Origin of the sequence: Synechococcus sp. R55.8 (assembly GCF_047461895.1) — a bacterium.
Classification (GTDB): Bacteria; Cyanobacteriota; Cyanobacteriia; order Thermostichales; family Thermostichaceae; genus Thermostichus.
The window spans coordinates 1-13,922 of record NZ_JANSIB010000041.1 but is presented as its reverse complement, the minus strand read 5'-3'; the positions used below and the strand labels follow the sequence as shown (position 1 = coordinate 13,922).

14 protein-coding genes are annotated in these 13,922 nt (G+C 59.0%); 8 read left to right on the top strand and 6 right to left on the bottom strand.

Features of this window, described 5'->3' with window-relative positions; genetic code table 11:
• Positions 1-95 precede the first annotated feature (95 nt).
• A complete protein-coding gene (locus tag NW829_RS05910) occupies positions 96-611 on the top strand; it encodes a TIGR02652 family protein (protein ID WP_011433824.1) in 516 nt (171 codons plus the stop codon).
• 55 nt (positions 612-666) lie between these two features.
• Here the strand turns inward: NW829_RS05910 and NW829_RS05905 are convergent, their stop codons facing one another.
• Positions 667-1,314: a class I SAM-dependent methyltransferase gene (locus NW829_RS05905; RefSeq protein WP_414416646.1), complete on the bottom strand. Its 648-nt coding sequence runs from the start codon at positions 1,312-1,314 to the stop codon at positions 667-669.
• A 36-nt stretch (positions 1,315-1,350) separates the two neighbouring features.
• Positions 1,351-2,214 (bottom strand): arginase family protein, encoded by an 864-nt coding sequence (locus NW829_RS05900; RefSeq protein WP_414406603.1) that lies wholly within the window; start codon positions 2,212-2,214, stop codon positions 1,351-1,353.
• Between the two features lie 234 nt (positions 2,215-2,448).
• Between NW829_RS05900 and NW829_RS05895 the strand changes: the two genes are divergently transcribed.
• Positions 2,449-2,883 carry a photosystem I reaction center subunit II PsaD gene (locus NW829_RS05895; RefSeq protein WP_414342164.1) on the top strand — a complete coding sequence of 145 codons (435 nt, stop codon included), beginning with the start codon at positions 2,449-2,451 and terminating at the stop codon, positions 2,881-2,883.
• A 234-nt stretch (positions 2,884-3,117) separates the two neighbouring features.
• Here NW829_RS05895 and NW829_RS05890 read toward each other — a convergent pair whose 3' ends face one another.
• Entirely contained in the window at positions 3,118-3,726 is a 609-nt protein-coding gene (locus tag NW829_RS05890; protein ID WP_011433828.1) for a peroxiredoxin, read from the bottom strand.
• Between the two features lie 164 nt (positions 3,727-3,890).
• Between NW829_RS05890 and NW829_RS05885 the strand changes: the two genes are divergently transcribed.
• The gene (locus tag NW829_RS05885) at positions 3,891-4,157 is read left to right on the top strand and encodes a hypothetical protein (RefSeq protein ID WP_414413082.1); all 267 of its coding nucleotides are present in this window, start codon (positions 3,891-3,893) and stop codon (positions 4,155-4,157) included.
• Positions 4,158-4,215: 58 nt separating this feature from the next.
• Here the strand turns inward: NW829_RS05885 and NW829_RS05880 are convergent, their stop codons facing one another.
• Positions 4,216-4,491, bottom strand: a complete 276-nt coding sequence (locus tag NW829_RS05880; RefSeq protein WP_011433830.1) for a DUF1830 domain-containing protein — start codon at positions 4,489-4,491, stop codon at positions 4,216-4,218.
• A 258-nt stretch (positions 4,492-4,749) separates the two neighbouring features.
• Between NW829_RS05880 and glpX the strand changes: the two genes are divergently transcribed.
• The 4 genes from glpX (at position 4,750) to typA (ending at position 9,614) form a co-directional block, all read left to right on the top strand.
• The gene (gene glpX, locus NW829_RS05875) at positions 4,750-5,793 is read left to right on the top strand and encodes a class II fructose-bisphosphatase (protein ID WP_414342167.1); all 1,044 of its coding nucleotides are present in this window, start codon (positions 4,750-4,752) and stop codon (positions 5,791-5,793) included.
• Between the two features lie 324 nt (positions 5,794-6,117).
• Complete coding sequence (locus tag NW829_RS05870; protein WP_414373848.1) at positions 6,118-7,413, top strand: glutamyl-tRNA reductase; 1,296 nt, start codon at positions 6,118-6,120, stop codon at positions 7,411-7,413.
• A gap of 107 nt (positions 7,414-7,520) precedes the next feature.
• Positions 7,521-7,628 carry a photosystem II reaction center protein Ycf12/Psb30 gene (gene psb30 / locus NW829_RS05865; protein WP_011433833.1) on the top strand — a complete coding sequence of 36 codons (108 nt, stop codon included), beginning with the start codon at positions 7,521-7,523 and terminating at the stop codon, positions 7,626-7,628.
• Between the two features lie 168 nt (positions 7,629-7,796).
• Positions 7,797-9,614, top strand: coding sequence for a translational GTPase TypA (typA, locus tag NW829_RS05860; protein WP_414416645.1), 1,818 nt, complete (start codon positions 7,797-7,799; stop codon positions 9,612-9,614).
• 30 nt (positions 9,615-9,644) lie between these two features.
• Here typA and NW829_RS05855 read toward each other — a convergent pair whose 3' ends face one another.
• On the bottom strand, positions 9,645-11,813 hold the full coding sequence (locus tag NW829_RS05855; RefSeq protein WP_414331861.1) for a M48 family metalloprotease: 2,169 nt from the start codon (positions 11,811-11,813) through the stop codon (positions 9,645-9,647).
• A 102-nt stretch (positions 11,814-11,915) separates the two neighbouring features.
• Entirely contained in the window at positions 11,916-13,199 is a 1,284-nt protein-coding gene (locus tag NW829_RS05850; RefSeq protein ID WP_414331859.1) for a competence/damage-inducible protein A, read from the bottom strand.
• Between NW829_RS05850 and NW829_RS05845 the strand changes: the two genes are divergently transcribed.
• Positions 13,150-13,491, top strand: a complete 342-nt coding sequence (locus NW829_RS05845) for a helix-turn-helix domain-containing protein (protein ID WP_414412677.1) — start codon at positions 13,150-13,152, stop codon at positions 13,489-13,491. The two genes, NW829_RS05850 and NW829_RS05845, sit on opposite strands and share 50 nt — an antisense overlap.
• The last annotated feature ends 431 nt before the right edge of the window (positions 13,492-13,922 follow it).

Genomic DNA, 13,922 nt, shown 5'->3' with positions numbered 1-13,922 from the left:
CCGGTTTTGTCATGGGGATCCCCAAAAGCCAACATCTATAATGTGGACAACTGCGGATTTGCCCAGATATCCAGCCGCGTTTTGTGGGGTTTCCTATGACTGTTGCCTTTTCCTACCCGATCTTCGGCCCCAGCATTCAGTGCCCCCACTGTCGGCAAACGATTGCGGCCCTCACCCTGACCGATACCTACCTCTGCCCTCGCCATGGTGCATTTGAGGCGGATGCTGAACAAGAGGAGCTGGTACACCTGCAATCCGGACGGCGCTGGCGCTTTTGGGAAGGTCGCTGGTTTCGTCAGCACACCCACGCCGATGGGATCCGTTTTGAGATTCATGAAGAATTGGATCGGCTGCGCATGCAAGGAATGCGAGCCACTCAGGTGATCGTGGCCGAGCGCTACCGCCAGCTGCTCACCCCTTATCTGGAGCAGGGATCCCACCGTCGTCCTGGCCCACCTCGCCTCTATGGCTTGCCCGTCAGCTTCAGCTCCCAAATCCCAGAGGATAGGGGTGGATCCCCTCAGCGCTGGCGGGTGATCAACTTTGAGCTGACCTACGAGATCGACCCGGCCATGCGGCAGCCGCAATCCCGTCTGCAACTGTGTGATTAGACTGTGTGATTAGAAAGGCGAACAGGTAGAGAGCTGTTGGAAAATTGGTGGCTGCTCAAGCCCCCTGGGATCCGCAGCTTCCTTCCGGGTCAGGGAGTGCTATGCCTTGATAGGTGTAGCCGATAAACTTGGGCTGGTCAGGCATATAAAACCGCTCCAGTTGCTCAAACCGAAACCCCGCTCCCTGGATCAACCGAGCCATATCTCGGTTTAGGTTGCAGCCATCTGCGATTACCTTTTGTATAGGGTTAAGACAATTTTGCCATCTTTGCACCTGGGGATCCTCACTGAGGCCGTGTTCGAGAAAAAACAGCTTGCCCCCCGCTCGCAACACCCGCCGGATTTCCCCTAAAGCCTTGGCCACATTGGGAATGCTGCACAATGTCCAGGTGCTGACCACGCTATCAAAACTCTGGCTTGGAAAAGGCAGTTTCTGGGCATCCGCCACCTGCCAATCAACGGCGATGGGAGAAGATGCAATGCGCCGACGAGCCAGGGATCCCATGCCGGGATTGGGATCTACCCCTGTGATCTTTCGAATGTGCTCTGGGTAGCAGGATAGGTTGAGGCCGGTGCCAAAACCAATCTCCAGAACGGATCCCTGCACATGAGCCAGAAGCTGCCGCCGATAGCGCTCCATCCCTTCCCCCGAGAGAGCTAAATCCAACAGCCGCGGGAAGATTATTCGGCGATAGAGGTTCATTCGACCATCCCAAATGAATGTTCAGACCTGAGCAGCTTAAACAGTCTGGACAGGTTGCGGTTGAGCGGTCACCTTCAGGGAGTGGAGGGCATAGCAGGCCAGCAACCAATTGAGCAGGCGGGCCACCACGCGAGCAGTTTGCCGTGTTGCGGATCCCACCGCCACCCCTCCCAGCGAAAGGCCAACCACAGGACGAGCAGCAAAGATGGCCTCACAGGTCTGCAACAGTTGCGGCCAACTCACCCCCCCTGGCTCTGGGTGATGCACCGCGGGCGCCAAGGAAGGATCCAGCACACTGCAGTCCACCACCAAAAACACCGGTTGATCCGGCAAAGAGGCCACCACCTGCTGGGGATCCCAGCCATCTTGGGCCCAGAATATTGGGCTGTGGTGGGCTTTCAGCCATGCGTAGGCCCGCGCACTGCCGCTGCGCAATCCCACATGGATCACCGGCAGCTTGTGCTGATAGAGCAACTCCACCCAGGCAGCACTGCCATAGCTTGTATCTTGATCCGGCTGGGTCATCTCTGGGGGCGGCATCAGGTTGGCATGAGCGCTGCAATGCACCACACTCAGAGTTGGGTAGTGCTTCCAGAGGGCACGAATGGCCCCCCAACTGGCGGCCAAGACCGAAGGCAACAGCACCGGCCATTGTTGTCGTCTCCAAGCTTGAGTCACCGCCGCCTCACACATGCCGTAGGGAGGCTCATCCACCAGCCCCGGCAACTGCGCCACCGCCAGCTTATCCACATCGATCCCCAACCTCGGCTCGAAGGCACACAGCTCCGAACCGGCATTGAGAATGGCCATCGGAGCCTGAGTATCGTGGCCAAAGGCGGTGGGAATGAGAATGACCCTAGCGTTGGATTGCGAGCTGGGATGGAGGGACCACTGGGCCATGGGCGCTGTTCCTTTTCCAGAAAGCTGTGGGTCTCCGGCTTGTTCTATGGTGGCCTACAGGGCGCCCAGGGATCCGTCCGAGAGCAAGCCGGTCTGCTACGAAAGATTACAGTTCCCAGGCGGAACTGGGGCCAAAAATCGAGTCAGTGGTAGATTCAAAGTGCTTCGCGCCGCAAACCGCGGTTTGGACAAGGCAAACCACCGCAAACCACAACGAGTTGAGAAAGGTAGACTATGGCTGTGATGGAAGGCGATCCTCGTCAGGGAGCAAAGCTGCCTCTATTTGGGGGATCCACCGGGGGGCTGTTGAGCGCAGCCGAAACCGAAGAAAAATACGTCATCACCTGGACGGGCAAGCCGGGGCAGGTGTTTGAAATGCCCACCGGCGGCGCTGCCGAAATGGTGGAAGGCAAAAACTTTCTCACCTTTGCCCGCAAAGAGCAGTGTTTGGCGCTGGGTGCCCAGTTGAGATCCGACTACAAGATCAACGACTACCAGATCTTCCGCATTCCCGCGGGGGGGGAGCCTGTGTTGGTGCATCCCAAAGACGGCGTCTTTCCCGAGAAGGTCAACGAAGGCCGCGAGCCCATCGGCAAAGTGGATCGCAACATCGGCAAAAACAAGGAGCCGATTACCTACAAGTTCACCGGCGGGAAACCCTGGGACTAAGTCCAGCGGCCCTTGTCTTGTCGGATCCCCTGGTCAATTCAGGGGATCTTTATTTGTTCGCGGGCACCTGGTTCTGGAGCGGTTGCCGACGGCCCTCACCCCCAGCCCCTCTGCTGTTGCTTGTCCCTTTTGGGAAGAGTCGGGCTGCCCCTGGCGAAGAAAAGCCCCAGCCCACCCGGGGCTGGAGCCATACCCGAAAAAGCCCGGGATCCCTGAGGCAGGATCTGGGCCAACCTACTTGGCAATCGCCGCGAAGAACTCCTTGGATTTCACTGGGTCGGGGTGCATGGTTTTCTGGCCGGGCTGCCAGTTGGCCGGGCAAACTTCATCTGGGTGAGATTGCACGTATTGGATAGCTTGCAGGGTGCGCAAGGTTTCATCCACACTGCGGCCAAAGGCCAGGTTGTTAATGGTGGCGTGCTGGATGATCCCTTCTTTGTCGATGATGAACAGGCCGCGCAGCGCCACACCCGCTTCCGGATCCAGGACATTGTAGGCAGCGCTGATCTCCTTTTTCAGGTCAGAGACCAGAGGATACCTCAGCTCACCCACCCCTCCAGCCTTGCGGTCGGTTTGAATCCAGGCCAGGTGAGAGTATTCGCTATCCACTGAAACACCCAGGATCTCGGTATCCAGCTTGGCAAAGTCGTCATAGCGGTCGCTAAAGGCCGTGATCTCCGTTGGGCAGACAAAGGTGAAGTCCAAGGGGTAGAAGAACAGCACCACATACTTCTTACCCCGGTAGTCGGAGAGCTTCACCGTCTTGAATTCCATGTCATAGACGGCGGTGGCGGAAAAATCGGGAGCGGGCTGCCCCACTCGCAGGCATCCTTCCTGAGACATAAATCAACGCTCCTTGCGGTAAAGTGCAAATGTAAACCAAACCTAACATACCATACTCATAATGACTCTGCCTTAACTCGATAGATAGCGACGGATCCCAACTGCCGGGATCCGGATAATGCCCATTTTTCCATGCTGATCGGCTCAGCTCTGCAAGGGATCCCATGAGAGTGGCGCTGGAGTTCCTCTATCACTTTTGTTGTGACCGCTGTCGGCGGTGGTGGAGCCAGGCCGATGTGGAGCCCCAACCTGGGGATCGCCTGTATTGCCCCTATTGCGGCCATCAAAATTGCGTGGAGCGCATCGATACCTTTCGCAATGCTGCGCGGGGCAGTTGCCTGACCCGTCCCCCCGATGTCCCTTCTCCAGATCCGCATCCGCCCTCTGAAAAATCCGGGGATCGGCCTCAGGAGAAGCGATCCCCAATCTAGTTATCCTGGGCAAACCCAGTCCTCTTGCCCCTATGGGGCAGCCAGCCGCTAGAGCCTGTCAACCATTCAACGCATCCGCCAGAGTTCCCCGTTGCGAAGATGACCACAGGTAGAGGTCAACCTCAGGCGAGGAAGAATCCACCAGATAGCGACAGAGGCGGCGCTCTTCCAGGATGGCGGTGGAGCAGCAGCAACTGTAGACTTCCAGATAGTCGTCCGGCTCCGCCTCAAAAATCGCCTGCTGGCCGGGAAAGAGGGTGCGCTCCCAGTGGCCGGGGATCGTGCGGATCACCTGAACCTGTCCGGAACGGTTGACAAAAGCGTATCTTTTCATTGCGTTTTTTTAATGGTGTTAAGAAAAACTTATTGCCCTTAAAATAGGCTACCATCCCTGATCCCCAAGCGGCAATAGCGAGCCGCCAAGACGGGGATCGCTCTTTCTGTCTAGCTTTGGGGGATTTGTTCTCTCAGCTTATAGGGGTTGAGAGAATCGGATCTCGAGGAGAAGCCTGCCCTGGTAAACTGAGAGGAAGAGTCTGAAGATATCCTTAAGTTGGCCTTCACCATTCTGAGATCAGCAAGGGGGCACACCGTGGACAACAAGTTGGGGCTAGAGATCATCGAAGTTGTGGAGCAGGCTGCCATTGCCGCCGCCCGCTGGATGGGCAAAGGGGACAACAAGACCGCCGACCAGGTGGCTGTAGAGGCCATGCGGGAAAAACTCAACCAGATCCCCATGCGCGGTCGAATTGTGATTGGGGAAGGAACCCGCGATGAGGCCCCAATGCTCTACATCGGCGAAGAGGTGGGCATCTGTACCCGCCCGGATGCTGAGCAGTTCTGCCGTGTGGAAGAGCTGGTGGAGATTGACATCGCTGTGGATCCCTGCGAGGGCACCAACCTGGTGGCCAAAGGCCAAAACGGCTCTATGGCGGTGCTGGCCATCTCCGAGAAAGGCGGCCTTCTCCACGCCCCGGACATCTACATGCAAAAGCTGGCGGCTCCGCCCCAGGCCAAGGGCAAGGTGCACATCGACTATCCGCCAGAGAAAAATCTCAAGATCATCGCCGAAAGCCTGGATCGGGAGGTGTCGGATCTGACGGTGGTGGTCATGGATCGCAAGCGCCACCTCGATCTGATTCGCCAAATTCGAGAGGCGGGGGCGCGGGTGAAGCTGATTACCGATGGCGACATCTCGGCGGCTCTCTCGGCAGGCTTCAATGGCACCGGCATTCATGCCCTGATGGGGATCGGGGCTGCTCCTGAGGGAGTGATCTCGGCAGCTGCTCTGCGGTGCTTGGGCGCCCACTTCCAAGGTCGGCTGATCTACGATCCCGAAGTAGTTCAGGCGGGCACTTACCTGCCGCCTGTGGAGGAAACGCGACGGGAACTCAAAGAAAAAGGCATTGAGGATCCCGACAAGGTGTGGGAGTGTGAAGAGCTGGCCAGTGGCAAGGAAGTGCTCTTTGCTGCCACCGGGATCACGGATGGCGACTTGATGCGCGGGGTACGTTTCTTTGGGGGCGGGGCCCGCACCGAGACCTTGGTGATCTCCAGCCAATCCCGCACGGTGCGCTTTGTGGATACCATCCACATGAAAGATGGCCAGCAGCCCCGCGGACTGCAGCTGCGCTAAGGGATCCCTATCTAAATCCTCGCAGATCGGGGCGGCTTTCCCCTGGTGAAGGTCGCCCTTGCCTTTTTGGGAAAGTTACGAAATCTATCAAGCCCCAACCCGTGAAAACGTAATAACTCTTCAGCAAAATCCGGCAAAACCGGTTCGATACTGGTCTTAGGGTTTAGGTAGGCTGAGAAAAGTTACCTAAGCTTGCTGGAACCGAGTCAAGGGATCCCCCATATCGGTTACAGCTTTTGCCTTCTTTCTGAAACAATATTTGCTTTTGTTCAGAGTTTTTGTTTTTAATAACTTTTGCTGTTGCTGTACAGACGACGGAGAGGCATGTTTATCGCGGTTGTCGGTCTTAGCCATCGCACAGCTCCTGTGGAGATTCGGGAGCGCCTCAGCATCGCGGAGGCGGAGGTGGGAGAGACGATCCAGCAGCTTCGCGCCCACCCCCACATTGAGGAGGCTGCGATCCTCAGCACCTGTAACCGGCTGGAGGTCTACATCGTCACCTCAGAAATGGAGAGTGGTGTCCGGCAGACGATGCAGTTCTTGGCTGAGCTGAAAGGGATCCCCTTGCCCCAACTGCGTCCGCACCTGTTTACCCTTCTTTACCAGGATGCGGTAACCCACCTGATGCGGGTGGCTGCCGGGCTAGATAGCTTGGTGCTGGGAGAAGGGCAGATCCTCTCGCAGGTGAAAAAAGCCCAGCAACTGGGCCAAGCCTGCAACGGCATGGATCGCATCCTCAATCGCCTTTTTAAGGCAGCCATTACCGCCGGCAAGCGCGTCCGTACCGAAACGGAGATCGGCACCGGCGCCATGTCCATCAGCTCGGCAGCGGTGGAGTTGGCTCTGCAAGAGCAGGGATCCCTCTCTCAGGGCAAAGTTACCGTGGTGGGGGCGGGGAGAATGGCCCGTCTGTTGGTGCAGCACCTGTTGGCCAAAGGGGCAGTCGATATCACGGTGGTCAACCGCTCCCTGGAGCGGGCCGAAGCCCTGGCCAAGCAATTCGAGCAGCCGATCCAGGTGCTGCCTTGGGAGTCGCTGCTGAACAGTGTGGCCGAGTCCAACTTGGTCTTCACCAGCACCGGCGCCACCCAGCCGATCCTCACCTACCAGCAACTGGCAGGGGTGCTGCAGCCGGATCAGCCGCTGTTGTTGGTGGATATCTCTGTGCCCCGCAACATCGATCCCGATGTGGAAAAGCTGAAGGGGGTACAGGTGTTCAATGTGGATCACCTCTCCCGCATCGTGGAAGAAAACCGCGCCCAACGGCAAAAGCTGGCTCTGGCTGCCGAAGCCCTGGTGGAAGAAGAGGTGGATCAATTCATGGAGTGGTGGCGTTCTCTGGAGACGGTGCCCACCATTTCCAGCCTGCGCCACAAGGTGGAGTCCATCCGCGAGCAGGAGATGGAAAAAGCTCTCTCCCGCCTGGGCAAGGACTTTGCCGAGAAGCACCTGGAGGTGATCGACGCCTTGACCCGCGGCATCGTCAACAAGATCCTGCACGACCCGATGGTGCAACTGCGGGCCAAACGGGATATTGAGGCGCGGCGGGCAGCCATGCGGATCTTGCAGGAACTGTTCAACCTGGATCCGGTGGTGTTTCAAGCCCAGCAGGAGCGCTAGGGATCCCTTGGCGAAGAGCGCATGACTTGAAGAATTGTAACAGCTCTCCCATCTGGGGTGGAGGGCACCCCTTAGGATACAAAGCGTAAGCCACAGGATCTGGGATTATGTTCGGACAATACGAAGTTTTTGTGCAGTTGGCCCTGCTGGCCTTGATTGTCTTGGCAGGCCCGGCGGTCATCCTGCTGCTCTATCTGCGCGGCGCCGATATGTAGGGGATCCCTCTGGATATTGAGGCAGTCGGGATAACCCTTTGGGAGTGCTGGGGCTAAGCCCAAAGCCAGGAGTGTTTAGCAACGTAACGCTCCTTTGCGTTAGAGTTGTAAAGAAATCCCTAAGGCACTCCTGCTTGTAGGGCGACATCCTGCTGGTCAATGGTTAATATGTCACTCCCCATCCGCAACGTTGCCATCATCGCCCACGTCGACCACGGCAAAACTACCCTTGTGGATGCCCTGTTACGCCAGGCGGGCATCTTTCGGGAGGGGGAAGACATTCCCACCTGTGTGATGGACTCCAACACGCTGGAGCGGGAGCGGGGCATTACCATCTTGGCCAAAAACACAGCCGTCCGCTACGGCGAAACCTTGATCAACATCGTCGACACCCCTGGCCACGCCGATTTCGGGGGCGAGGTGGAGCGGGTGCTGGGGATGGTGGAGGGCTGCTTGTTGATCGTGGATGCCAACGAAGGCCCGATGCCGCAAACCCGCTTTGTGCTGCGCAAAGCCTTGGAGAAGGGCCTGCGCCCAATTGTGGTGGTCAACAAGATTGATCGGCCTCGCGCCGAGCCCTACAAAGCCGTCGACAAGGTGCTGGATTTGTTCTTGGAGCTGGGGGCAGACGAAGACCAGTGCGACTTCCCCTATCTATTTGCCTCTGGGTTGCGCGGCTTTGCCCTGGAAGAAGCCCATCTCAAAGACTTTCTGGAAGGGAAGTACAGCGGATCCCTGGATATGAAGCCTCTTTTCGAGGCCATTCTCAAGCATGTCCCACCTCCCATTGGGGATCCCGGCAAGCCGCTGCAACTGCAGGTCACCACGCTGGAGTATTCGGAATACCTGGGCCGGATTGTGATCGGCAAGATCCACAACGGCACCATCCGCCTGGGGGATCCATTGGCAGTGGTGAAAGAGGATGGATCCATCGCCAAGGGCAAAGTAACCAAGCTGTTCGGCTTTCAGGGGCTGCAGCGCATCGAGCTGACGGAAGCCACCGCCGGCCACATTGTCGCCGTGGCGGGGTTTGCCGAGGCCAACATCGGCCATACCCTCACCTCTCCCGAAAATCCCCAGGCTCTGCCGCTCATCAAAGTGGACGAGCCCACATTGCAGGTGATGATCTGCGTCAACGACTCCCCCTTCGCCGGGCAAGAGGGTACTTTTGTAACTTCGCGGCAACTGCGGGAGCGCCTGATGCGGGAGCTGGAAACCAACGTGGCGCTGCGGGTGGAAGAAACCGATTCGCCGGATCGCTTTTTGGTGTCGGGGCGAGGCGAGCTGCACCTGGGCATCCTGCTAGAAACCATGCGGCGGGAAGGCTATGAGTTTCAGGTGGGGCAACCGAAGGTAATTTTCCGCGAGGTCAACGGCCAGCCCTATGAGCCCTATGAGTGTTTGGTGCTGGATGTGCCGGAAGCGACGGTGGGGGCTTGTATCGAGCGACTGGGGCAACGGCGGGGAGAAATGCAGAACATGATGGTGGGATCCGATGGTCGGGCTCAGCTGGAGTTTGTCATTCCGGCGCGAGGGCTGATCGGCTTTCGGGGGGAGTTTATCCGCATCACCCGCGGCGAGGGGATCATGAGCCACAGCTTTTTGGAATACCGTCCCCTGACCTCTGAGATGGAAATGCGCCGCAACGGGGTGCTGATTGCTTTTGAAGAAGGGGTGGCCACTACCTATGCCCTCAAGAATGCGGAAGATCGAGGTGTATTCTTTATTACGCCAGGTACCCGCGTTTACAAGGGCATGATCGTGGGCGAGCACAACCGTCCCCAGGACTTGGAGCTGAACGTCTGCAAGACCAAGCAACTGACCAACCACCGGGCTGCAGGCGGGGAGGAGCTGGTGCACTTGCAAGCGCCGGTGGAGATGAACCTGGAGCGGGCTTTGGAATACATCGGCGAGGATGAGCTGGTGGAGATCACGCCCCAGTCGGTGCGCCTGCGCAAGGCACAGTTAACGCCCTCTCGCCGCTAGTTTTCTCAGCCAACTGGAAGAGAGCCTGGCTCACCACCGCCGCAGGTAAGAGGCCAAGTTGGGGAAATAGAACGCCCCCCAAATCCCCAGCAGGATGACTCCCAAGCCGAACACAACCAGCCAAAGGCGCGGTCGGCTGTGCAGCTTATTGGATCCCACCTGGACGTAGGCCAGATCCACCCAAGCAGTATTGCCGCGGCGGAACCAGCCCACCACTTTGACGCGCCGGCCCACCAGGGCGCGGATCCGCTTCAGGCCGGAAAAGACATTGCCCACCGGCCCCAAAGGGGAAGTAAAGCGCACCGGGATCAGCCCTGTGGCCTCTTGCAGCTTCAGCTCTGCCCCCAGTTGATAGCCGGAGGGGCCCAGTCCCACCAACTCCCCCTCCAGCTCCACCCATTGTCCGCGGCGGGGATCCGCGTCGGGATCCGCCAGCAAGCTGAGCACATCCGTCGGCCTTGCCGGCAGGGATCCCCCGTACATCAACCCCGCTTTGGCCCACAAGCCCACCCCGTAGCCCACCACCGCTGCTGCCGCGATCACCTTGGGATCGAGACGGTTTTGCAGCAGCAGGTAGAGGATCAGCCCCACCAGCCAGCCAATGAGGATCCCGACCACTTCGGCTGCGTAGATGGCCAGATCCAGCCAAAACCGGCTTTGCAGGCGGGCCACATCCAATTTGGACCCGGATCCCAGGCTCAGCTCCGGCAGGAGGCGCAGCCGCTCTCCATATCCCGCCAAGACCTTGAAGCGGTGCCCCGGCAGCGGATGGCTGGAATTGACCTGCATCCAGCGGGCCCAAGGGTTGATTTGATCCCAAAGAAAGACTTGGCCAGCTTGGGAGGGATCCTGGAGGCGGGCGGCAGCACTGGCAGCGGCGATGGTTTTGAAGTCCAAAAAGCTGAACAGGCGGGTGCAGTGCAACAGCGAGGAAGGTCGGCGGTCGTTTTTGTGGGCCTCTTGTAAGCCGGCAGCCGATTTGAGCAGAGCAGCGATCAGCCCGTTCGGGTTGCCGGTTGCCTGTACGGCAAAATGGTCGGCATGGTAGGTGCCCAGGCGGGAGAGGAAAAACAGGGGATAGGAAAGCACCGTGTAGATGAGGTAGAGCAGAGGGGCCACATGCCCGATCAGATCCCGCCGCCGACTTTGGCCGCGCCCCTCCCCCAGCTTGCTCACCTGCTCCAAGGCCAGGTAAACCAGTTGAATCGGGGATCCCAGCAGGGTCATGACCAGGATATCTCCATTAACAATTCGCCCCAGGGCCTGGGCGTAGACGGCGGCAATCTCATCCTCAGAAAGCTGCTGCAACAGGGCTTGGGTGACCACAATGCGGCAGCCATCAGAAAAAGTGCCGTAAACAAAGGCCAGCGGCCCAGCATCCGGGATCACCCCCAGTCGGGGCTGTTTTAGCTGGTTTTGGGCACAGATGCGCTGCAGCAGGCGCGCCGTTTCGGGGCTGTGGCGTTCGATTTCGCCAAGCCTGGCCCAACGCAACTTGTGCAGCCGTTGGTGGAGCTGATCCATCAGCCAGGGGGCAAAAAAGAGAAGGCCTACTCCAAAGTTGACCGCCAGGCTGCCGGCCACCAACCACCGCAGGCCATTGCGCAGCCAGGGCAGCAACCCCTGCAAAAACCAAAGCTGCCGCGGAAAACTCAGCCGGCCAAAATCCAGATGGCTGCCTACCAACACAAAGCTCAGCCACCAAAGGAAGACAATGCCCACCCCCAGGGATCCCCACTTGGCCCAATGCAGGGGGCCGGCCCGCTCCGGCAGGGGGATCTTCATACCCAGTTGGGCGGCCCGTTGACGGGTGGACAGGGATCCCGCTCCAGGAGACGGCTCCTCTGGGGGAGCAGAACGCGGTTCGACAGGTTTGGCGGACGGAGCAGCCAGGGACTCTGTTGCAGTGGGCAGGCGAAGCAAGATCTTCTTGGCCCAGCCTTGCGCCTGGGGGTTGGGGTGTTGCAGCAGCTCTAGGCAGAGGGACCGTGCCTTCTCCGTCTGGCCCAACTGGTGGTAGGCCCGCACCAGGTTCATTTGGGCTTCCAGGGCTTCGCCGTCAGATGAGTCTGCCGGGATCCCTAATGCTTTGTCCTGCTGACGGGATTGGGCCAGGTAGCCTTCAAAAAGTTGGATGGCCTCTTGAAGGCGGCCCTGCCGCAGGGCTTCCTTGCCCGCCTGGACGGCATCGGGGATCATCGGCTTGCTCCTTGCCTGGTAGGGTCTGCTTCTGGAGATCGGTTGGATCCATCTGCTCCCCCAGCTTACTCAGGGATCCAACCCCGAGAGACTGGATCCCCCCTAAAGGGGGTAGCAGAGCAAGCGCCGCCGCAAGCGATCCAGAGCCGTCTGGGCGCTCCACCAACGCACCCCCTCTCTGCCGCGCAGGCTGCCAAACCGGTACTCGTGTACTTCCACCTTCCCTTGCGGATCCGCCAAACCCAGATACACAAGACCGACTGGCTTGGTGGCGGTGCCTCCCTCTGGCCCGGCAATGCCGGTGATGCTCAAGGCCCAGTTGGAGCCCAGGACTTGCTTGGCCCCCAGCGCCATTTGGGCGGCCACCGCCTCGCTCACGGCCCCGTGCTGTCGCAGGGTTTCCGGATTCACCTGTAAAAGCTGCTCCTTGATGCGGTTGTCGTAGGCCACGATCCCCCCCACAAAGTAGCGGGAGCTGCCCGGGATCCCGGTCACCAACTGCCCCAGCAGCCCGCCGGTGCAGGATTCTGCCACCGCCAGAGTTTGACCCCGTTGCAGCAACAGCTCCCCCACCACACCGGCCAAGGTGGCGTCATCGCTGCCGAAGTAGTCTTCTCCAGAAATCTGTAAAATCTGCTCCACCACCGGGGCGATCAAGGCTTGGGCCTCTTCACGACTGGGAGCACGTCCGGTAACCCGCAGGCGTACCTCCCCCTGGCTGGCGTAGGGAGCCACCGTAGGGTTTTCCCCCGCCAACAGGGATCCCAGCCGTTCGGCCAGCGTCGATTCGGGAATGCCCCAATAGCGCAGTACCCGGCTGTAGAACACCTCTTTTCCCCAGCCGATGGAGCGCAGATAAGGCACGGCGGTCTCCCGCCACATGTGTTGCATCTCCCGCGGCACCCCAGGGAAGGTGAGAATGTGCAGGTCGGGCCGGGGCTGCCAGATGAGGCCACAGGCGCTGCCCAGCGGGTTGGGCAACACCCTCGCTCCCCGGGGCAGAAAAGCCTGCTTGCGATTGCTCGGCGAGGGCACAAGGCCCCGCTGCCCGTACTTTTGCAGGATCTCTTCCCACACTTGGGGGTGCTCCACCATCTCCGCCCCAAAAAAGGAAGCCAGCGCCTCATGGGTGAGATCGTCCGGCGTCGGCCCCAAACCCCCGGTGATCAGAATCAAGCTGGAACGACCACAGGCCACCTCCAGCGCGTGGTGAATGCGGGCCTCGTTATCCCCCACCACCGTTTGGTAATAGTGGGGGATCCCCAGTTGCGCCAACTCGGCTGCCAAGTACTGGGCATTGGTATTGGTGATCTCTCCCAAAAGCAATTCTGTGCCGATGCAGAGGATCTCAGCCCCTTGGGGAATAGCAGTTTGCGGTGGGATCATGCTTGGCCTCGAGCTCAGCTCAGCCGCAAGAGAAGTATACAAGCAGGGAGGTCTCGGCCTCCCTGCGCGCCCCCAGATTTTGGGCTTGCAGTTGGCCATTCCAAATGGCGGTGAGACAACCGGCAAGTTTCCATCTCCGGCGCCGGCAAAAAGATTGGGGGACGAGATGTATCCGACAGCACAACAGCGACAGACGCTGCAGCAGTGGTTGGGAACAGCTCGGTTTGTTTATAACCGCACCCTAGATTCTCTGAAGTCTTTAGAAGGCGAGCGTCCACCTGGATGCAAGTAGCTACTCACCACATCTTGCCTTCTCTACCAGATCGGGCGAAGGCAGTCCCGTACCAAACCAGAAAGTGGCAGTCATTGTTTGCGTTGGCCCATTCAAGACTTGCGGGATGAGCGCCAAGGCGGCCAGGTTCTGGGTGGACAACTTTGACATTTATTCTTTAACATTTTCTTTGACATTACTTGACATTGTTTATTGTCTTGGTTTATTGTCTTGCTGCTCAAGTTTCAGACCTCCAAGATAGCGGTCAGAAAGCAGCGCCAGCTACATGCCAAGACGGTGCGCTTGCTACTGGTGGGCGCGTAGTGCGTTCCAGGAACGGCCAGAGGCTGTGGCTGAGCAGTACGGGAAACAAGCATTGACATCCTCCCCGGCCTTTAGGCCGGAGATTCCTACCACGCTACGCATGGATGGCTCCTTGCGCAGTCGTCTCG

Excerpts from the sequence above, each read along its gene's own strand:
- NW829_RS05880 (WP_011433830.1), bottom strand. The coding sequence starts at position 4,491 with ATGAAAAGATACGCTTTTGTCAACCGTTCCGGACAGGTTCAGGTGATC.
- NW829_RS05855 (WP_414331861.1), bottom strand. The coding sequence starts at position 11,813 with ATGATCCCCGATGCCGTCCAGGCGGGCAAGGAAGCCCTGCGGCAGGGC.
- NW829_RS05850 (WP_414331859.1), bottom strand. The coding sequence starts at position 13,199 with ATGATCCCACCGCAAACTGCTATTCCCCAAGGGGCTGAGATCCTCTGC.
- typA (WP_414416645.1), top strand. The coding sequence starts at position 7,797 with ATGTCACTCCCCATCCGCAACGTTGCCATCATCGCCCACGTCGACCAC.
- NW829_RS05870 (WP_414373848.1), top strand. The coding sequence starts at position 6,118 with ATGTTTATCGCGGTTGTCGGTCTTAGCCATCGCACAGCTCCTGTGGAG.
- NW829_RS05910 (WP_011433824.1), top strand. The coding sequence starts at position 96 with ATGACTGTTGCCTTTTCCTACCCGATCTTCGGCCCCAGCATTCAGTGC.
- NW829_RS05890 (WP_011433828.1), bottom strand. The coding sequence starts at position 3,726 with ATGTCTCAGGAAGGATGCCTGCGAGTGGGGCAGCCCGCTCCCGATTTT.
- NW829_RS05845 (WP_414412677.1), top strand. The coding sequence starts at position 13,150 with ATGCAGAGGATCTCAGCCCCTTGGGGAATAGCAGTTTGCGGTGGGATC.
- NW829_RS05885 (WP_414413082.1), top strand. The coding sequence starts at position 3,891 with ATGAGAGTGGCGCTGGAGTTCCTCTATCACTTTTGTTGTGACCGCTGT.
- NW829_RS05895 (WP_414342164.1), top strand. The coding sequence starts at position 2,449 with ATGGCTGTGATGGAAGGCGATCCTCGTCAGGGAGCAAAGCTGCCTCTA.
- psb30 (WP_011433833.1), top strand. The coding sequence starts at position 7,521 with ATGTTCGGACAATACGAAGTTTTTGTGCAGTTGGCCCTGCTGGCCTTG.
- NW829_RS05905 (WP_414416646.1), bottom strand. The coding sequence starts at position 1,314 with ATGAACCTCTATCGCCGAATAATCTTCCCGCGGCTGTTGGATTTAGCT.
- NW829_RS05900 (WP_414406603.1), bottom strand. The coding sequence starts at position 2,214 with ATGGCCCAGTGGTCCCTCCATCCCAGCTCGCAATCCAACGCTAGGGTC.